Annotated in this window: 17 protein-coding genes; 16 read left to right on the top strand and 1 reads right to left on the bottom strand. The window is 43.2% G+C overall.

All coding sequences use genetic code 11. The annotated features are described in order from the left end of the window. Window positions 1–39: 39 nt before the first annotated feature. The 9 genes from BMX84_RS03055 (at window position 40) to BMX84_RS03015 (ending at window position 11,184) form a co-directional block, all read left to right on the top strand. Complete coding sequence (locus BMX84_RS03055; RefSeq protein ID WP_091487114.1) at window positions 40–228, top strand: DNA-directed RNA polymerase subunit beta; 189 nt, start codon at window positions 40–42, stop codon at window positions 226–228. 155 nt (window positions 229–383) lie between these two features. Next, complete coding sequence (locus BMX84_RS03050; RefSeq protein WP_091487112.1) at window positions 384–707, top strand: single-stranded DNA-binding protein; 324 nt, start codon at window positions 384–386, stop codon at window positions 705–707. 197 nt (window positions 708–904) lie between these two features. Then, window positions 905–1,615 (top strand): response regulator transcription factor, encoded by a 711-nt coding sequence (locus BMX84_RS03045; RefSeq protein ID WP_091487111.1) that lies wholly within the window; start codon window positions 905–907, stop codon window positions 1,613–1,615. Further along, window positions 1,593–3,026 (top strand): sensor histidine kinase, encoded by a 1,434-nt coding sequence (locus tag BMX84_RS03040; protein WP_246119079.1) that lies wholly within the window; start codon window positions 1,593–1,595, stop codon window positions 3,024–3,026. Before BMX84_RS03045 ends, BMX84_RS03040 begins: the two co-directional genes overlap by 23 nt. Before the next feature lie 182 nt (window positions 3,027–3,208). Continuing rightward, window positions 3,209–5,362 (top strand): LTA synthase family protein, encoded by a 2,154-nt coding sequence (locus tag BMX84_RS03035; RefSeq protein ID WP_091487109.1) that lies wholly within the window; start codon window positions 3,209–3,211, stop codon window positions 5,360–5,362. A 126-nt stretch (window positions 5,363–5,488) separates the two neighbouring features. Continuing rightward, complete coding sequence (locus BMX84_RS03030; RefSeq protein ID WP_091487108.1) at window positions 5,489–6,670, top strand: class I SAM-dependent rRNA methyltransferase; 1,182 nt, start codon at window positions 5,489–5,491, stop codon at window positions 6,668–6,670. Between the two features lie 415 nt (window positions 6,671–7,085). Then, complete coding sequence (locus tag BMX84_RS03025; protein ID WP_091487106.1) at window positions 7,086–7,790, top strand: ABC transporter ATP-binding protein; 705 nt, start codon at window positions 7,086–7,088, stop codon at window positions 7,788–7,790. A 25-nt stretch (window positions 7,791–7,815) separates the two neighbouring features. Further along, window positions 7,816–10,797, top strand: a complete 2,982-nt coding sequence (locus BMX84_RS03020; protein ID WP_091487104.1) for an FtsX-like permease family protein — start codon at window positions 7,816–7,818, stop codon at window positions 10,795–10,797. A 51-nt stretch (window positions 10,798–10,848) separates the two neighbouring features. Next, a complete protein-coding gene (locus BMX84_RS03015) occupies window positions 10,849–11,184 on the top strand; it encodes a thioredoxin family protein (RefSeq protein ID WP_177165444.1) in 336 nt (111 codons plus the stop codon). 149 nt (window positions 11,185–11,333) lie between these two features. Here BMX84_RS03015 and BMX84_RS03010 read toward each other — a convergent pair whose 3' ends face one another. Continuing rightward, window positions 11,334–11,861: a Gfo/Idh/MocA family protein gene (locus BMX84_RS03010; protein WP_091487101.1), complete on the bottom strand. Its 528-nt coding sequence runs from the start codon at window positions 11,859–11,861 to the stop codon at window positions 11,334–11,336. Window positions 11,862–12,124: 263 nt separating this feature from the next. Here BMX84_RS03010 and BMX84_RS03005 point away from each other — a divergent pair, with 263 nt between their 5' ends. From BMX84_RS03005 to BMX84_RS02975, 7 genes are all read left to right on the top strand, one after another. Then, entirely contained in the window at window positions 12,125–12,652 is a 528-nt protein-coding gene (locus tag BMX84_RS03005) for a glycoside hydrolase family 73 protein (protein WP_177165443.1), read from the top strand. Window positions 12,653–12,677: 25 nt separating this feature from the next. Then, window positions 12,678–13,367 carry a beta/alpha barrel domain-containing protein gene (locus BMX84_RS03000; RefSeq protein WP_091487098.1) on the top strand — a complete coding sequence of 230 codons (690 nt, stop codon included), beginning with the start codon at window positions 12,678–12,680 and terminating at the stop codon, window positions 13,365–13,367. 22 nt (window positions 13,368–13,389) lie between these two features. Next, on the top strand, window positions 13,390–15,447 hold the full coding sequence (pbp4, locus tag BMX84_RS02995; RefSeq protein WP_091487096.1) for a penicillin-binding protein PBP4(5): 2,058 nt from the start codon (window positions 13,390–13,392) through the stop codon (window positions 15,445–15,447). Between the two features lie 98 nt (window positions 15,448–15,545). Then, window positions 15,546–16,895, top strand: coding sequence for a hemolysin family protein (locus BMX84_RS02990; protein WP_091487095.1), 1,350 nt, complete (start codon window positions 15,546–15,548; stop codon window positions 16,893–16,895). A 110-nt stretch (window positions 16,896–17,005) separates the two neighbouring features. Further along, window positions 17,006–17,581: a DUF2179 domain-containing protein gene (locus BMX84_RS02985; RefSeq protein WP_091487093.1), complete on the top strand. Its 576-nt coding sequence runs from the start codon at window positions 17,006–17,008 to the stop codon at window positions 17,579–17,581. A 16-nt stretch (window positions 17,582–17,597) separates the two neighbouring features. Further along, window positions 17,598–18,716 (top strand): ATP-grasp domain-containing protein, encoded by a 1,119-nt coding sequence (locus tag BMX84_RS02980; protein ID WP_177165442.1) that lies wholly within the window; start codon window positions 17,598–17,600, stop codon window positions 18,714–18,716. A 15-nt stretch (window positions 18,717–18,731) separates the two neighbouring features. Further along, a complete protein-coding gene (locus tag BMX84_RS02975) occupies window positions 18,732–19,382 on the top strand; it encodes a GntR family transcriptional regulator (protein ID WP_091487090.1) in 651 nt (216 codons plus the stop codon). The last annotated feature ends 356 nt before the right edge of the window (window positions 19,383–19,738 follow it).

The raw sequence follows: 19,738 nt of genomic DNA, 5'->3' as shown, positions 1-19,738 counted from the left end.
GACAAAAAAGTTAAGAAAAAATGATTGAGGTGTAAGCTGATGACATGGAAAACAGTAGTTAAAGACATACTTATATATATATTAAAGGTCTTGATTGTTATTCTTCTGATTGCTGCGGCTTTTATAGTAGGAACTATGATCGGTTACAGTGTCATTGGTGGAGCCGGCGAGCCAATGGATGTATTTAACCCTGAAATCTGGCAGAACATCCTAAATTATATATTTTAAGTAAACTGTACAAAGCCGTACAAAAAAGGGCTCCCTTTTTTGTACGGCTTTATTTTTTTTGAATTTTTTTCATGAGATATTTTTTCTTTTCACAATATTATTATATAGAGGAAAGAGAATCTTCTTTCCTACTACTATACGAAAAGAGGAAGAACATGAATACAGTGTCACTGATAGGACGAATGGTCAAAGAGGTCGATTTAAGGAGTGTGGGGGACAGCCGCATGGTCACTAACAATGTATTAGCGGTAAGGAAATCGTTTAAAAAGGACGGAAGTACGGACGCAGATTTCATTCCCTTTGTGGCTTGGGGAAAGAAAGCAGAGATCCTTGAAAAACACTGTGGTAAAGGAGATCTCATTGCACTTAATGGGAAGATGCAGTCCCGCTCTTACCAGACGAACGAGGATGAAACGAAATATGTCGTTGAGATGCTCGTGGATGATATAGAGTTTATTCAGAAAAAAGCGAAAGGTTAAAGATAAACCTTAATAGCGTAGGAAAACTTTGCACGGTATGCGGCTATACGTTCTGTTTAGAATGTGGGCTGCATCCCGTGCTTTTCAATTTACTGTCACAAATACTGTGTATTCTAGGTTTCATGCATTGATTTACACAAAAAATTCAACTATGGTATGTATAATAAGGTAGAATGAAAAAAGAAAGAAGGTAAATCATGCATATTTTAATGATTGAAGACAATGAATCTGTATGTGAAATGATTGAAATGTTTTTCTTGAAAGAAGAATGGGAAGCCACCTTTGTTCATAACGGTAAAGAAGGCCTGAACGTATATCGTGCGGCTCCTGACCAGTTTGACTTGATCATATTGGATATCATGCTGCCTGAAATGGACGGCATAGCTATCTGTAAAGAAATCAGAAAAGAATCCCAGTCCGTGCCCGTCATCATGTTAACGGCTAAAGACTCGGAAAGCGATGAAGTGATCGGTCTGGAAATCGGTGCTGATGACTATGTTACTAAACCGTTCAGTCCACTGACGCTTGTCGCACGGATAAAATCACTGCTGAGACGAGTAAATAATAAGGAATCCGCTCATTCAGAAGAAATAACCTATGATATCGAAACAGAACATTTGAAAATGGATCGTACGACACGAGAAGTCAGTCTTTATAATCAGCCGCTGGACAATCTGACTCCGAAAGAGTTTGACTTGCTCTTTACTCTGGCTAACAGTCCAAGACGTGTATTCTCAAGAGAACAACTGCTTCAGCTGGTCTGGGACTATGAGTATTTCGGAGATGAGCGAACGGTCGATGCACACATAAAAAAACTGCGCCAGAAGGTTTCTGCTAATGGACCGCAGGTGATCAAAACAGTTTGGGGAGTAGGGTACAAGTTCGATGATACCGAAAAAATTGACTAAAATGAAACTTCCTTATTTTTTTCAGCAGTTTCTAGGTTTTTTAGCCGTGATTATTTTGCTGATGGCGGTAACAGTCTTTTCACTGGTCCTTTTTGGCAGAAGAACAGCCTTGAATGCTACCGAGAACAGATTATTCAGTTATGCGGAATCCATTGTCGATGAAGATTTGGATCCGACACAGCTTAATACCATCCGCCGTGTGCTGACTGCTCAGGAAGTGTCATTTTTTGTCTTCAGTGATGAAGGCAACATCGTGTATCCTGATCTTCCCCGAAATTTCCGGGCGAATATAAGTGATGACCAGCTGGACCAGCTGGAATCAGGAGAGCGGATCGCCTTAACGACACATCACGAGGATCTGCTGGGTAATCCCAGGGAAACAACCCTGGTATATCTCCCATATTTCAACGAAAACTCTGAGGAATTTGCAGGTTTTATCACTGTCAGCGCACCGATCAGCCACATCAACCGCCAAATGGAAGAGTTGAAAGGGAATCTCTTTAGTGCCTTTCTGATCTCTGCGATCGTTGCGATCCTAATGAGTTTAGTCTTTGCTCATTACCAGGTCAAACGTGTCAATCGTCTTCGGAAGGCTGCTCATAAAGTGGCCGAAGGGGAGTATACGATCCAGCTTGAGCATAATGAACGGGACGAGATCGATTATCTGACACGAGATTTCAACCGAATGGTGATCGCATTGAAAGAATCACAGGATGAAGTGATCAATCAGGAAGAGCGGAGAAAGAGTTTCATGCAGGACGCTGCTCATGAGATGCGGACGCCGTTAACGACTATTAATGGACTACTTGAAGGTCTGGAGCATAATGTCATCCCTGAAAACCAGCGACTCAGAAGTATACAATTGATGAGAAAAGAAACGAGACGGCTTATTCGCCTGGTCAATGAAAATATGGACTATGAAAATATCCGTTCCAATCGGATCATGTTGACTAAGCACACGATTCCACTTTCCGAAATCGTTGAAGAAATCAGTGAACAGATGAAAGATATCGTTAAAGAATCTTCGAATAAACTGATCATTGGCGAAATGGATGATATTCATGTTTACGCAGATTATGACCGGCTGAAACAAATTCTGGTCAATTTGATAAAAAATGCCCTTCAGTTCACAAATAATGGCACAATTAAAATAGCCAGTCAGTTCACATCTGAAGGAACCGAGATAACGGTCAGCGATACAGGTATCGGAATGACAGATGTTCAGATGGAAAATATTTTTGAACGCTATTATAAAGCAGACTTATCCCGTACCAAAACAAAATTTGGGGAATCTGGACTAGGTCTAGCGATCGTTCAGCAGCTCGTAAATTTACATGGTGCAAAAATTTCTGTTGAAAGTGAAATCGATGAAGGTACAACGTTCAGGATACTTTTCCCAGAAAAAAAGTAAATGAATGAATAAACCCGATAAATGAGCATACACTCATTTATCGGGTTTATTATGAGAGGTTTTTAATTGATTAAACCATCTCGTTTGCCTTATAATTAGGTTTCGTTTAAAATGTTCGAGAGGATACAAATGATATAAAAACGAATAATCATTTAAAAATAAAATAAAAAGGAGGGCTATTTATGTTTAAAATCAAACAGCTTATAAATAAACGGAATGCATTGTTCGGTTTAGTGAGCGTGTTATTTTGGATAAAGACATACTTGGCCTATTGGATCGAATTTGATTTAGGTGTGACTGGAATCATCCAGCATTTCCTGTTATTTATCAATCCATTAGCTATAACACTCGTATTATTTTCACTATCACTCTATTTCAAGAAACCAAAGACGTCCTGTTTTGTTTTATTTGGACTTCTACTGGCGGCGACACTTCTACTCTACACGAATATCCTGTATTACAGAGAGTTCTCAGATTTTCTGACAACGAATATTCTGGTAGGGTCCAATAATGTATCGACAGGATTGGTTGCTTCGACTTTTGCCATGATGCGACCTTGGGATTTGATCTACTGGTTTGATATTGCGCTATTGATCTTCATTTATTTACGCAGACGAGATCTGTTTGCCAACTATTATAGAAAACCGGCTAAAAAGCGGGACATTTTTGCTGTGACTGCTTTAGGTCTATCACTTTTTGTAGGGAATTTGACATTAGCTGAAATCGACCGGCCACAATTACTGACGCGGACATTTGACAGAAATTATATCGTCAAATACCTGGGGTTGAATTTCTTTGCCGGATATGACCTCTTCCAGACCGCTCAGAACAGTCAGATCCGTGCCAGTGCCGACGAAACACAGTTGAATGATATTATTGATTTCTCCAGAGAGAACTATAGAGAACCTGATGAAGAATATTTCGGTGCTGCAGAAGGCCGCAATGTCATCGTTATTGCTCTGGAAAGCGTTCAGCAGTTTCTGATCGACTCGGAACTGGAAGATGAAAATGGTGTGAAACATGAAGTCATGCCTTTTGTGAACAGCTTATACCATAGTAACGATTCATACAGCTTTAATAATTTCTTCCATCAGACTGGTCAGGGAAAATCGAGCGATGCAGAAGTCCTTGGTGAAACGTCGCTTTATGGTTTACCGGAAGGGAGTGCATTCCAGACTCTCGGTTCGACAAATACTTTTCACGCAGCACCAGCTATTTTGGGAGAAAAGGCGGGGTATACTTCTGCTGCTTTTCATGGAAATGTCGGATCATTCTGGAACAGAACAGATACCTATCGTAACTTCGGCTATGACTACTTCTTTGACTCCGCCTTCTATAATGTGTCGGGTGACCGTTCATTAGAATATGGCTTAAAAGACAAATTGTTTTTCAAGGACTCAGTGAAATACATTGAACAGTTGCCGCAGCCATTCTATACGAAGTTTGTTACCGTAACGAACCATTTCCCATATCCGCTGGATGAAAAAAATCAGGGATTCCCGGAAGCACAGACGTCTGATGAGACGATCAATCAGTACTTTGCGACTGCAAACTATCTGGATCAGGCTGTAGAAGAATTTTTCAATTACCTGAAAGCAAGTGGTCTTTATGAAGATTCGATCATTATGCTTTATGGTGATCATTATGGGATCTCCAACATGCGTAATCCGCGTCTTGCCGAGTTAGTCGGTAAGGAGAGAGAAGAATGGAACGATTTCGATGATGCTCAGATGCAGCGCGTGCCATTGATCATGCACGTACCTGGTGTGGACAACGGTGAAGTGTTTGAAACGTACAGTGGACAAGTCGACATGCTGCCGACACTCATGCACCTACTGGGAATTGAAACGGATGAGTTCCTGTTTATGGGTCAAGACCTCTTATCCGGAGAACATGACAATACAGTACCACTTAGAAACGGCCGCGTTATGACAGAAGACTATGCATTCCTTGGCCAATCGATTTATGACCAGGAAGGCAATGACATAACTGAAGAGTTTACTGAAGATGAGCTGAAAGACCTGTATAAGACACGAGATGACGCAAGGGAAGAATTGACGCATAGTGATAACGTTATGGCGATGGATCTGCTGCGTTTTTACTCACCATCATCTATTCAGGGCTTTGAACCTAATGATTATATTTATACCGATCAGCTGGATTACCTTGAAAGTCGTTCAGAAAATAGTTCGAGTCTGTTGAGTGAAAGAGAAGGTCACTCGAGTGAATTGCTTTATGAATCCGATGCACCTGAATTGATCGATGAAATGAATTTTAGTGATTTCATTCAGACACTCGATCCTGACATAAAACCGAATATCGAGAAGTTGAATTAAACGTTAAAGCGGGTGTTGATCTATATAGCACCTGCTTTTTCATTTGATTGATCCTGTGGATACTAGCTATCTATGGTATACTGTTTGTGAAAAGTAAAAAAGATGATCACAAAAAAGGAGCACGTTATGAACGTATTAAAAATCAAAGAATTAGCAACGAATCGCATAAAAAACGGTTTTCCTGTTTTAGAAGAACTGGATTTTGTCAACAAGGACTATCTGGTGGAAGGTGACTTCGTCAAACTGGTCGATAAGCACAATAAGTTCGTTGCTTACGGCTATATCGGAAACGAAAGAAAAACAGCGGGGTATGTCTTGTCACTGGACGAATCAGATGACTTGGATTACGCTTTCTTCGACAGACGCTTCAGAATTGCACGAGATAAACGAACAGCATTTTACGCTGATGATAAAACGACCGCTTTCCGTTTCTTCAATGGGGATGGCGACGGTATCGGTGGACTGACGATCGATTATTATGAAGGGTATTATGTTTTCTCATGGTACAGTGCCGGAATATACATGCACCGTGATATGATCATAAAAGCATTCAAAGTAGCCGTTCCCGACTTTAAAGGGATCTATGAGAAGTGCCGTTATCCTGACTCTCCGCACAAAAGCCGTTTCGTTGAAGGAAAGATGGCAGAAGAACCTCTGGTCATCTCTGAAAATGGGATCCACTATAATGTCTATCTCAATGAAGGCTGGATGACAGGGCTGTTCCTTGATCAGCGTAACGTCAGAAATAAGATCATGGAAGAGTGGGGACTGGGCAGAACAGTCTTGAATGCGTTCAGTTATACAGGCGCATTTTCTGTAGCAGCCGCTATGGGTGGTGCAGTCAAAACAGTGAATGTGGACGTCGCTAACAGAAGTAAGGAACGTACAATAGAGCAGTTTGAAGTGAATGGACTGGACAGTGACCAGCACGAGATCCGTGTGATGGATGTCTTTTCATATCTGGACTATGCTAAGAAACACAAACTTCAATTTGATCTGATCGTTCTGGATCCTCCGACATTTGCCCGCACGAAGAAAAGAACATTCAGTGTCGATAAAGACTACACAGAACTAGTGAAGGATGCCGTTCAGGTTCTGGCACCCGGTGGCTTGATCATTACATCGACCAATGCATGGAACGTCTCAAGAGATGATTTCTTTAACAGCGTCAACTTGGCCTTTGAAGAAATGGATGTTGATGCGTATCTTGTGGATGAATTCCGTTTACCTGAAGATTTCGCTGTGAATAAGCAGCATCCAGAATCGGATTATCTTAAAGTCTTTGTACTTGAAAGAGCGAAAAGCTAATAAGAATGAAGAAGCAGGATAGCCTGCTTCTTTTTTTATGCTGTTGATAAAACTTTGGAGAAAGCTCATAGACGATTCATGAAGTTAAGATTAATAATTATGTGCCCTTCACGAGCGGGAAGCTTCCTCAAAGGTCACAAAACCAGTGGATATGTGCCCTTCACGAGCGGAAAGCTTCCACAAAGGGCAAAATACAGATGTTAACCGTCTTGCGATTTAGTGATTAAGAGGTAGTTTGCTTTTATCAGTTATCCTAGAAAATATTATAAAGATGAAAACCGCCAGACGACCGTCTTCTTAAGTAAAATGTGATTTATTAGTGAAGATTTTCTGAATCAGCCAAAAAAACGCAGAGGGCCCTGTTTAATATGATAAAATATAGAGATAGGTACACGAGTAGAAAGGACGAAACAAAATGCCAGCATATATATCTGTTAAGAATGAAGTGAAACGATATCAGTCAGGCGAAACGGTGGTTGTGGCCAATGACGGGATAACGTTTGATATTGAAAAAAATGAATTTGCCGTGATCGTCGGACCAAGTGGAGCAGGAAAAACAACGGTCTTAAATATCCTGGGCGGAATGGATTCTGCTGATGAAGGTGACGTGATCATTGACGGGACCAATATCGTCGGCTTTAAAGAAAAACAGCTGACAGAATACCGTCGCAATGATGTCGGCTTTATTTTTCAGAATTACAATCTGATACCCAATCTGACTGCTAAAGAGAATGTGGAACTGGCTGCCGAGATTTCACCAAACGCCCTGGATGCTGAAGAAATACTTATCAGTGTCGGTTTGCAAGATCGGATGGATAATTTTCCGGCTCAGTTGTCAGGTGGCGAACAGCAGCGTGTGGCTATTGCCCGGGCACTGGCCAAGCAACCTAAACTTCTGTTGTGCGATGAGCCTACAGGAGCACTGGATTTTGAAACAGGTAAAAAAGTGCTGGATCTGTTAAGTCGGTCCAAAGATGAATTTGGCGCGACCGTCGTAGTTATCACGCACAATCGCGCGATCGCTCCAATGGCTGATCGAGTCATTGATATCAATAATGCAAAAGTCAGAAAGATAACGTTGAATGATCATCCACAGCCGGTCGAGTCGATCGAGTGGTAAAAGGGATGCGAAATGAGGGTTTAAAGTGAAAAAAGGTGCATTATGGAAGGATACATTCAGGGAAATCGGACGAAGCAAGACCCGCTTCCTGTCTATTTTTGCGATCATTCTGATCGGTGTCGCATTCTTTGCGGGCTTGAGTGCCACAGGACCAGTCATGATCGATACGGCGGATTCATACTTTGATGAACAGGATCTAAGCGATCTGCATGTATTCTCGACGATGGGGCTGGAAGATGAAGATCGTGAACTGCTCGAATCGATTGAAAAGGCAGAAGTGAATTATCTTTACAGTCAGGATATCATCTTCGATGATTCCGGACTGACATCAAAAGTCTTTGGCTGGGATGAAGAGCAGCATACCATTAATGAATTTGAGATCATTGAAGGTCGATTACCGGAAGATGCAAATGAGATAGCGTTAGATCAGACGAACAGTTACGCTGATGAGTATGCCATTGGTGATACGATCCAGATCAGCGAAGAACGGTCAGAAAATCAGGATGACGTATTTACAGAACAAACTTTTGAAGTTGTAGGGTTCCTGAAGAGTCCCCTATATATCGAACGGGCAAATAGAGGAAACACGACAATCGGCAGTGGTAATCTAGACGGCTTTTCTGTGGTGTCTCCGGAAGTGTTCGATCTGGATGTCTATACGGATGCCTTTGTATTATTTGATCGCTCAAATCAGTATGTGTCATATTCAGACGATTATCAAACATTCATCGACGAACAGACGACAGACATTGAAGAACTCGTCGCTCATCGGCCTGAGGAAAGATATGAAGAACTGTATGCTGAAATTGAAAGTGACATCGAAGAAGGCTATGCAGAAATAGAAGATGCGAGACAAGAGCTGGAGGAGGGAAGACAGGATCTCGAAGACGCTCGAAGTGAAATAGACGAAGGCTATGCTGACTATGAAGCCGGCTTGGAAGAACTTGAAACGGAAGAGGCGAATGCCCGTGCTGAGATCGAAGATGAACGGGCACAGCTGAATCAGGCACTGAATGAAATCGAAGCGAACAAAGATCAGCTGGAAGTGGCTCAAATGCAGGACACTCCTGCTTATGAAGAAGTGCTTGCTCAGGAAGAACAGGTATTGGCAGGTCTGCAGGAACTTGAGAATGCCGAAAGTGAACTGAACGCTGAACTTGCCGGTTCAAGGGAAGAGCTCGAACAAGCACGTAGAGAGCTGGAAGAAGCTGAAGCAGATTATGAAGAAGGGCTAGCCGAATTCGAAGCAGAGGAGGCCGATGCAGAAGAGGAAATCGATGAAGCCTTAGCTGATCTTGGAGAGGCTGAGGAAGAATTAGCGGATCTGGAAGAACCGGAATACTTTGTCTATGACCGTTCCTCTTACCCGGGTTATGAAGAGTTTGATGAAAATGCTGAAAGGATCAGTGCGATCGCAAGGATTTTCCCGGTCTTCTTCTTCATGCTGGCTGCACTTATCTCTTTGACCACCATGACTCGAATGGTGGATGAAGGAAGAAATCAGATCGGTACATTGAAAGCTCTTGGTTACGGCAACATGGCCATTGCGGCAAAATACTTTGTCTATGCCTTTATTGCGACGTCGTTTGGTAGTATACTGGGCTTATTCTTAGGGTATTGGCTCTTTCCTAATGTGATTCTGGATGCTTACAGTTCGCTGTATAATTTGCCGTCAGCACAGACACAGTTTTATTGGGACTATGCCATCATCTCCATCGTTGCCTCATTACTGGCAACAGGTTTATCCACGCTGGTTTCTGTACGCTTATCTTTACGCAGCAATGCCGCGACATTACTGCGTCCGAAAGCACCGAAGAAAGGCAAGCGGATCTTCCTGGAGTATATCCCATTCATATGGAAACGATTTTCGTTTACTCAGAAAGTGGCTTCGCGTAATTTATTCAGATATAAACGCCGCATGCTGATGACATTATTTGGTGTCGCCGGCGGGACGGCACTTCTCCTGACCGGTTATGGTCTTTCAGATTCGATAGCAGATATTGCAGACATACAATTTGGGGAAATCAATCTTTACCAGGCAATTGTAACAGAAGACCTTGAGGCAACAGAAAGTGAACAGGATTCACTCGTATCAGTACTTGAAGAAGTGGATGGTTTTGAAGCACAGCTTCAGTCGCTGCAGGAGAGCGTCACTGCGACGGATTCAGGTGAGACCCGTGATGCGACTCTCCTTGTCCCGGAAGACAAAGAGCTGTTTGAAGAGTTTGTGGTATTAAGAGATAGAGAGGATCAGGCCATACATTATGAGCTTCCTGAAGAGGGTGTGATCATAACCGATAAACTGGCTGATCTGCTGGATGTCACAGTTGGAGACAGTATGAAAGTGGAATGGGATGAAGGTGAAACGGTAGATGTCGATATTGCCGGGATCTCCGAACAGTACGTTCAGCACTATATGTATATGTCTGAAGATTACTATCAGCAAGTCGTTAATCAAGAGATCGATTATAATACACGACTACTGAAATATGAAGACTCTGTCAGTAATGACGAGTTGGGTGAAGCATTGACGGAAGAGGATGCTGTACTGGGTGTGACGTTTGTCACTTCCATCAAAGAAGGGTTTCAGGATTCAATGGACAGCTTGGATGTCGTTACTATCGTTTTAATCCTTTCGGCTGCCTCGCTGGCTTTCGTTGTCCTTTATAATCTGACGAACATCAATGTATCGGAACGGATCAGGGAATTATCGACGATAAAAGTACTGGGATTTTTTGACAAGGAAGTCACGATGTATGTATATCGAGAGAACCTCGTCTTAACCATTATGGGGATCCTAGTCGGCTTCGTGCTGGGAATCGTTATGCACCGATTCGTACTGCAGACAGCCGAACTTGATATCATGCGTTTCCTGCACCAGATATCGTGGTCGAGCTATCTTTATTCCTTCCTGCTGATGTTTTTCTTCAGTAGTCTGGTCATGGTGGTCATGCACTTCAAACTGAAGCATGTCGATATGGTCGAAGCACTGAAGACGCAGGACTGAGTATGAATCTGGAGATCAAAGGATATAACTTAGTGTAAGGAGGTAATGAATATGGATGGATTTAAAGAAGCACAGTCACTTGAAGAACTGCAGGATCATGTCAAAGAGAATGAGTTAGCCTTATTATACCTGTATGGCGAGAACTGTTCTGTCTGTCATGCGGTTCTGCCGCAGATCAAACCGATAGTGGAGAGTTATCCGGAAATCAGTTCCCTGCAGGCTGATGTCCAGAATCTTCCTGAAATAGCGGGAGAATATACGGTGTTTACCATTCCTGTGGTCCTGCTTTTTGTAGATGGACGAGAAGTCATGCGATTTGCCCGGTTCATTGAAAAAAATAAACTGAACGAACAACTTGAAAAAATAACCAGCGCGTTAAAAGGCTGATAAAAAAAGCTCCCTCTAAAGCGAACCTCTTTAAAGAAAATCTTGTCCGATCTTTTTAAGGGTTTCGTTTGAAAGGGAGTTTTATCTGTTATTTGTTGGTGGGATTTAGTCGAGAAATAGCCCACTCTTTGGCCGCCCAGTCGATCAGTTTATTGACATCCGGGGTGAGAGAGTGAGGTGAAATCATTCTCAAACAAGAGCGTATGCGTGAGGGTGTTAATTTCATAAACAAGTGTTATTGAACGGTCATAGTCCTGCCCTGTTTCGATTTCTTGCTTCAGTTCGTTATAAAGAGGCATGTGGTGGATCGTCAAGGCATCTACTGCAAGCAGATGCTTTTTTCGGGCTAGGGTCAGCACCTCATTGAGCTGCTGACTATTCAAAGCAATCGAATTTTCGTAAAAGGCATGTTTGCCGGCATTCAATGCCATAAGAATGTTTTTATAAAGAGTGTGATTCGGCGTCGCCATGTAGAGTATGTCTATCTCTGGGTCAAAAGCCAGTTCTTCATAAGTGCCATAAGCTTTTTTTATATTAAAGCGAGTCGAGAATTCAAAAGCTTTTTGAAGCGTCTGTGAAGCGATACCGGTAAGCTTTGCCTGATCATCTTTAAACTGAGAAGCAAACTGGTCAGCGATCTTACCTGACCCTATGATTCCCCAATTGATTATTCTCATAAAAGGCCTTCTTTCCTATAGTTAGAATCGTGGTAACGAATGAGATTATATCAAAAACATATATTTTTATTATAGTCTATTTACATCCACCTGAGTATGATAAAATAAAAATACGTTAGACTGTAAACATGAGATAGTCAACACAAATAGAAAAAGCAGTGTAACTCAAGTATAAACGATTAAGTAACATAATAGGAGGATGAATTCTGAGTTATAAAAAAAGAAAGACATCTTTCCCCATCTTTAAGCTGTTCGCTATCCTGGTGCTTACCTTTACAGGTGCTTTGGCAGTGATCAGTCAGGCAGTGGAAAATGAGCCGGCAAACCAGAAAGACTGGACAAAAGATGCGTTTATAAATGAAGTCGCCAGTCATGCCGTTCCCTTACAAGCCTCCCATGGAATCAGACCAAGTGTCACGATTGCGCAGGCGATTCTGGAATCAAACTGGGGAAAGAGCAGTTTGTCCCAACAGGAAAATAATTATTTTGGTATAAAAGGCGGTTCTGATGGCCGTAAATATGCCACGTTAGAATATGAAGAGAAATGGAAAGAGATCCATGCGTCCTTTAGAAGTTATCCGTCACTAGAGGCTTCGGTCACTGACTATGCCGATCTGATCAATGGCGGAACAGAATGGAATCCTGAATTGTACAGAGGCGTACAGGAGGCATCCAGCTATCAGGAAGCCGCTCAGGCACTATATTCAGCTGGTTATGCCACAGATCCGACATACCCTGAAAAAATAATCGAGATCATAGAGCTCTATGAGTTAGATCGTTTTGATAAATAAATTTTTAAGATAAAGAGGCTAAGATATGGAAAAAAGAAAATACCCGTCAGTAAAATCTGATCTATATAATGGATACGTTGAAGTCCCTGCAGTCATCAGAAAAGCCAGCGGCATACTGATCAACGGAAAACGTTTCAAAGCATTTATGTTTACCACAGATATCGCGCTGATCATGAACAATGATGCCGATGCGATCATGGCTGTCTACCCCTTTACTCCACATCCGGCGATTCTTGAAGCCATTACATCGGTCTCAACGATTCCTGTCCTGGCCGGCATCGCTGGCGGCAAGACCCAAGGTGTCCGGTCGGCTAATATGGCTCTGTTTGCAGAAGCACATGGATGTAAGGCGGTGGTCGTCAATGCCCCTACGCCGATCGCAACCATTGAAAAAATCAATGAAGTGATCGATATCCCCATCATCTTAACGGTGGTATCGGAATATACATCGATAGATAAACGCCTGAAAGCTGGTGTGGACATCATCAATGTATCTGGGGCGGGAAGGACGAGCACGATCGTGAGAGAGTTGAGAGAGAAATACCCGGACCTGCCCATCATCGCGACAGGCGGACCGACTGAGGAAAGCATCCTGGAAACGATCGAAGCGGGAGCCAATGCGATCACTTATACACCACCGTCAAATGGCGAACTCTTCAGCAGAAAAATGATGGACTATAGAGAAAAAGAAAAGGACCGGTATGAAGACGACTAACTAATGATAAGGAGTCGATGACGTGAAAAACAACAAACAGCAGCGGAAGGCATCAAACAAGAAAGTATTCGGAATAGCAGCGGGTATCGCTGTGCTCATTCTTATAAGTGTCTCAGGTTATTTTTACTATCGAAACTGGAAGGAAGAGCAGCTGGCTATCGAGCGGCGTGAAGAGGTCGAAGCTCTGGTGGATGAATACCTTGATGCCAAGTCCTCCACGCGTTTTGAAGAGTATGTGGACACCCTTGAAGAAGAATCGATCTCAGCAGAAGGCTATACCAGTCAGGAGCTAGCTGAAAGATACGAAACGGTTTTTCAGGCCATTGGTGTTGATGCACTCGATATAGCAAATCGTGAGATCCTGTACGATGAAGAAGCAGATACTTACGCATTCCGATATACCGCTTTAATGACGACTGTCCTGGGTGAGACAGAAACAATGGCTTACCAGGCAGAAATCAGTGAAACGGAGGAAGCTAAAGCCGTTCAATGGGACCATTCACTTTTCTTTCCCGATATGGAGGAAGGCGATACTGTGAGTCTTTCCTACACTGAGCCGAAGCGCGGGTCGATCTATGACCGAGACGGAAATATGCTGGCTGGTGAGGGAGAGGCCTATGAAGCGGGCTTATATCCCGCTGTCCTGGGCGAAGGAGACCAGCGAGAGGAGCGTTTAGCTGAAATAAGTGAAACATTTGACGTTTCTGTCGATACACTTGAACGTTTACTTAGTCAGAATTGGGTGACGGAAGAGAGCCTTGTTCCGTTTAAAGTCGTCGATACTGGCGAGACACCAGAAGTTCCAGGGGTATTGTATCAACAGACGACCGATCGGCTTTATCCTTTAGGGGAGGCAGCTGCTCATTTGATTGGCTATGTGGGTGATGTTTCAGCTGAAGACATCGAAAACGATCCAAAGCTGCAGTCGGGGCAGGTCATCGGTAAAGGCGGTCTGGAATACCGCTTCGATCAGGAACTGCGTGGGAAAATGGGGGGGCAGATAGCCCTTGTCGACAGTGACGGAGAAGTGAAAGAGGTCATTGTCGAGAGAGAAAAACAAGACGGCGAGTCACTGACTCTGACGATCAGCAGTGCGATCCAGTCAGAGCTCTTTGCCGCCTTTGACTCAGAGCCTGGAGCCGCATCTCTGATGGATCCGGCAAGCGGAGAACTCCTGGCACTGGCAAGCTCACCTTCCTATGATCCGCAGCTCTTTGCACGGGGGATCTCTGTTGAAGAATATAATGCTTATGTTGAAGATGAAGGTCAGCCTTTCCTGAATCGTTTCACAGCTCGGTATGCACCAGGATCCACGTTTAAAATCTTGTCATCTCTAGTGCTCCTGGAATCAGGGACGACAACGCCTGATGAAGTGAATACGATCGAAGGCCTCAACTGGTCTCCTGAAATAGAAGCCTTTGGAAACAGAGAAATCACCAGAGTCAATGACTCGGTAACGGAAGTGGATCTAACTGATGCTCTGGTGTATTCGGACAATATCTACTTCGCTATGGAAGCCCTTGAAATGGGCACTGAAGATTTTGTCGAAAGGCTGTCACAGTTTCCGTTTGGTGAATCCTTCGATCTGCCGTTGACCATGGAACCGGCTCAACTGGCTAACGATAATGAGATAAATGATGTCACCCTGCTGGCTGATACTGCTTATGGTCAGGGAGAGATACTCATGAGTACCCTTCATCAGCAGACCTTCTATTCACCAGTTCTCAACGAAGGGACGCTGATCTATCCCAAACTGCTTCAGGAAGAGGCAGAGGTGGAAACTGAACAGATAGTTTCTTCTGAAAATGCTGAGCTGGTGAGAGACCTGCTTGTCCAAACAGTGACTGATCCGAACGGGACGTCGCATGCGCTGGACCAGCTGGACTATACTGTCGGAGCCAAGACGGGAACAGCTGAAATCGCCGGTGAAGAAGAAAATGAAACCAATGGCTTTTTATATGTATTCGATGAAGAAAACACTTCTTACTCATTTGTCGGGTATCTGGAAGGACAGAAAAGCGGGGATGTCATCGACCGTTTTGTTCCGTTCTTTTCATCCGTACCAACACTGATGGAGTAAGGTTATCGAACCGACTGAAAAAAGCATTGTAAGGACTAGATTTATATGATATAGTGACTGTGTTTTTATATGATCGGAATTTTAAAAGGAGACAAGTTATGAACAGCGACCCTTGGAGTATACAGCCCTTTATTGGGCCACTAGTAGTTATTATCGGTTTAATTATATTACACGGATTTTTTTCAGCCGCAGAAATGGCTATGATATCTATTAATCCAAACAGAATGATGGAAGAATCCCTTGATGGGAGCAAGAAAGCTAAACGGATCCTGCGTATTTTAGACAATGCAGACGAGTTTTTAACCACGATTCAAGTGGGGATGTCACTTTCCGCTTTATTTACAAGTGGTATGACTGCCATAGTGATTTTACGTCTAGTCGAATCACTTGAAAGTCCGATCCTTTCTTCTCAAGTATTATTTTTGACCGTCGGTGCGATCGTACTGACTTACTTGCTTCTGTCATTTGGAGAAAAACTGCCTAAGGCTATAGCGAAGCAGAACCCGGACGAGATCGCAATGAAACTCTCGGGTATGGTTTTAGGATTGAGATATTTATCGCTTCCGATCGTATGGTTAGTGAATATCACGGTCAGAGGAATGAAACGCCTTCTTCCTATTGACTTTACGGCGAATGATGAAACCATCACGCGTGATGAATTCCGTTCGTTCATTGAACACAGTCACCAGCACGAGGTTATCGATATCGATGAATTCTCTATGCTGAAAGGTGTTCTGTCTCTGGACAATAAAATCGCTCGTGAAGTCATGGTACCGCGAACGGATGCGTTCATGCTTGATTATGACGATCCTAATGAAGAAAATATTGAGGAAATGCTCGAAACGCCTCATTCACGTGTTCCTTTATATTTTGAAGATAAAGACAACATCCTTGGTATCGTTCACGTTAAAAACTTGCTACAGGCCTCAAAACACAAACCCCTGTATTCGATCGATCTAAAAGAAATCAGCAATCGTCCTTTATTTGTTCCTGAAACGATTTTCATCGATGATCTTATTTTTCAGATGAAAAAGACCCAGAACCAGATGGCTATTTTGAACGATGAATACGGGGGAGTCGTGGGGATCGTTACCCTTGAAGACCTGCTTGAAGAAATCGTTGGAGAAATCGACGATGAATATGATGAATCAAACAACTTGATTGAACAAATCGACGAGTTTCTATATAGTGTAGATGGAGCCACACCGCTAGACAAATTTAATGATTATTTTGACATGTCGATCGATTCGGAAGATGTGGACACGATCGCCGGTTACTTTATCACTGAATTTGGCAGCATACCTGGTGAATCAGAGAATGCCTATATACGTGTCGGTGATTTGTGTCTGACGGTCGATAAGATGGAAGGGTCGAGGATCTCTACACTTATCGTCAAGAGGCACCAGGAAGCAGATTCGAAAGTGACAATTGAAAACGAGCAAGAGTAAACAGCGGATCGACCTGTACTCTTATTGACGAAGGCTGAGACAGGTTTTAATTGTCTCAGCCCTCGTTTCATATTTATATAGATTCAATTTTTAAATTTAGGAGAGATAAAGTGGAGTTTAACTGGGGAATAATCGTAACGATATTTTTGATCAATGTTGTTTATGTCACGCTGAATACACTTAGAATGATGCTGACGATGAAAGGCTATCAGTTAGTGGCCCCCTTCATCGCTATGATCGAAGTGGCCATCTATGTTGTTGGCCTGGGTCTGGTGCTGGATAATCTGGATAACGTAATGAATATTATTGCTTATGCCGTCGGTTTTGGTACGGGTATTTATGCGGGAATGAAAATCGAGGATAAACTTGCTCTGGGACATATCCTTGTCACGACGATCGTTCCTGAGAATGGCTGGGAAGTGGCAGAAGAACTTCGAGGAGAAGGTTTTGGTGTGACGATCACTCAAGCCCACGGAAGAGAAGGCAGTCGTTATGTGCTGGAGATCCTGACCCCACGTTCGAACGAACGATCCTTGTACAAGCTGATCCATGAAATAGAACCCAAAGCATTCATGATTTCCTATGAACCGAGATATATCAATGGTGGTTTTTGGACAAAACGAATGAAGAAGAATAAAAAACAAGTCAAAAACAATCCGCAGGAGAATCCGTTTACCGAACTATAAGATGGAGTGACGAATGATGACAAATTGGATAAAACCCGGCAGTACAATAGGGATAATCGGTGGGGGGAGTGTGGCGCGACTGCTTGCCCTTTCCGCGAAACAACTGGGCTACCACGTAGGCGTGTTCGATCCGAACGCACACTGTTTGTCTGCATGTGTTGCTGACTGGCAAATAGTGGCGGAACTGTCAGATGAACCAGCCAGTCTGGACCTGGCAATGAAAAGTGATGTGGTTGTCTATGAATCTGATGCTTTTCCTTCACGACTCATTGAGGGAATCAAACGCACAGTGCCAGTACCGCAGGGAGAGGAACTGCTTGCGGTTTCCCAGGATCGGATGCTGCAAAAAGCATTCCTGGAATCAGTACGCGTGAATATCGCACCGTTTGCCACGATCGTCTCACTGGATGATATCAAAGAAGCGGTAAACAGTATCGGGTACCCTTGTGTCCTGAAATCTAACAGTACCGATGAACGATTTAAGGAACACCATGTCCTGTTCAATGAAGAGGATATTGGCGCTTCTGAACCTTTTCTCTCTCAGGGTACGTGTGTACTGGAAGCCTGGATCCCTTCCGAAAAGGAAGTTTGTCTAGCCCTGGTCAAAAATAGTGAGGGTGAAATCTCGTCATTAGCTATAACGGAAATGAAATATAAAGACGATGTGTTTCATCAGTCGATCGCCCCTGCACAGCTGGAAGCTGAAGTGGAACAGGAAATCAAGCGTATCGGACATGTGATTGCAGAAAAGCTCGATTTTGTCGGCGTTATGGCTATCGAAATCTTCTCAACGGGAAGTGGCGCACTATATGTCAATGAAATCGTCGCGCACCCACACCGGGCTTTTCACTACACATTCAATTATCCTCATTTTTCACAGTTTGAAGCTTTGATAAAGGCCGTGACCGGCTGGCCAGTCCGTGTGACAGACAGGCTGCACGATACAATGGTCATGAAACTGATCCGAAAGGACGAAGAAGATCTGACCTATACTCAGGCACAAATCAAGCCTGACTGGCTGTTTACATTTTACGATAACGTGACGGGTCAAGAGTCAAGTGAATTCGGTCATATCGTTGTCCCGACAAAGCAGCTGAAAAAGACATTAGAACAGCTGTCAGATATCTTTGACTAAGTAAAGGGTGTCCCAATGAAAAAGATGAACAAGATGGAAGCGAAAGCTTACACCTTTATGACCGATCAGATAAAAGGAGCACACTGGGCTAAAGGCAAGCAGCTGAAAGAACTGGATATTTCCAGGCAGCTGGATATCAGCCGGACACCTGTCAGGCATGCGATGGAACGTCTGATCGAAGATGGCTATGTCTATCGGGTACCGAATAAAGGGGTGTTTGTCGGAGATGTTTCTCTCGATCTGCATCAGCGTAAGGAACGGATCTATTTTCTGGAAGCCCTGCTTCAGCACATTTTTTATACGCTTCAGCTTGATGAAATAATCGTTGATACTGTACCTCTGGCAGATATGATAGATGACTTGGAAAAGGCAGTGCCTCTGGAATCAGATGAATTCGAGACTTTGGAAATCAAATTCTGGCGACTGCTGCTCAGTTATCACTCGAATACATATATGAACGAACGAGTAATCGAGACGATGGTGAATCTGTACCAGGATGCCAGTCAGACCCCGCTTATTTTCAAAAAAAGTCGCGCGATGAAGATCACACATTATCGAAAGCTGATCGAATGGCTCAACGCTAATAATTATACCTATGCCAGACGGGAGATCCGGATCCTGCTCAACCAGATCCTTATCAATCTCATTCAAGGCGTAGATGACTAAGTCGACCTTGCGTCGACTTTTTTTACTGTAAAGATCCTCAGGAAGGTTCTCAAAAAATGATGGCTGCTCTTTGCTGAGCATGCTAGAGCAGCTTCATTTCGAGCCCTTACGAACAGAAAATAAATGGGGTTGAGATCATCTCCTGGATGATCTCTTCCTTTTTTCTCTGTACTGGATTAGTTTATATTATCTTTTCAAAAAGGTAATAAGGATTAGTAAGTGGTTTCCATTATGAAATGTCGTTCTCAAGTTGCCCCAAGAGTTTGAGTGAGCACTTTTTATGGCAGCTTGTCGTTCTCGGGAGTCTCCGAATGTTCGAGTGAACACTTATGAAGGTGAAATGTCTTGCTCAGACA

This window comes from Alkalibacterium putridalgicola (genome assembly GCF_900109825.1).
GTDB lineage: Bacteria > Bacillota > Bacilli > Lactobacillales > Carnobacteriaceae_A > Alkalibacterium > Alkalibacterium putridalgicola.
The sequence above is the reverse complement of the archived record's forward strand: the minus strand, read 5'-3'. Positions and strand labels throughout refer to the sequence as shown.

Coding starts and splice junctions, on each gene's coding strand:
- BMX84_RS03000 (WP_091487098.1), top strand. CDS start 12,678: ATGGAAAAAAGAAAATACCCGTCAGTAAAATCTGATCTATATAATGGA.
- BMX84_RS03015 (WP_177165444.1), top strand. CDS start 10,849: ATGGATGGATTTAAAGAAGCACAGTCACTTGAAGAACTGCAGGATCAT.
- BMX84_RS03035 (WP_091487109.1), top strand. CDS start 3,209: ATGTTTAAAATCAAACAGCTTATAAATAAACGGAATGCATTGTTCGGT.
- BMX84_RS02975 (WP_091487090.1), top strand. CDS start 18,732: ATGAAAAAGATGAACAAGATGGAAGCGAAAGCTTACACCTTTATGACC.
- BMX84_RS03010 (WP_091487101.1), bottom strand. CDS start 11,861: ATGAGAATAATCAATTGGGGAATCATAGGGTCAGGTAAGATCGCTGAC.
- BMX84_RS03025 (WP_091487106.1), top strand. CDS start 7,086: ATGCCAGCATATATATCTGTTAAGAATGAAGTGAAACGATATCAGTCA.
- BMX84_RS03045 (WP_091487111.1), top strand. CDS start 905: ATGCATATTTTAATGATTGAAGACAATGAATCTGTATGTGAAATGATT.
- BMX84_RS02980 (WP_177165442.1), top strand. CDS start 17,598: ATGACAAATTGGATAAAACCCGGCAGTACAATAGGGATAATCGGTGGG.
- BMX84_RS03055 (WP_091487114.1), top strand. CDS start 40: ATGACATGGAAAACAGTAGTTAAAGACATACTTATATATATATTAAAG.
- BMX84_RS03040 (WP_246119079.1), top strand. CDS start 1,593: ATGATACCGAAAAAATTGACTAAAATGAAACTTCCTTATTTTTTTCAG.
- BMX84_RS03030 (WP_091487108.1), top strand. CDS start 5,489: ATGAACGTATTAAAAATCAAAGAATTAGCAACGAATCGCATAAAAAAC.
- BMX84_RS02990 (WP_091487095.1), top strand. CDS start 15,546: ATGAACAGCGACCCTTGGAGTATACAGCCCTTTATTGGGCCACTAGTA.
- BMX84_RS03050 (WP_091487112.1), top strand. CDS start 384: ATGAATACAGTGTCACTGATAGGACGAATGGTCAAAGAGGTCGATTTA.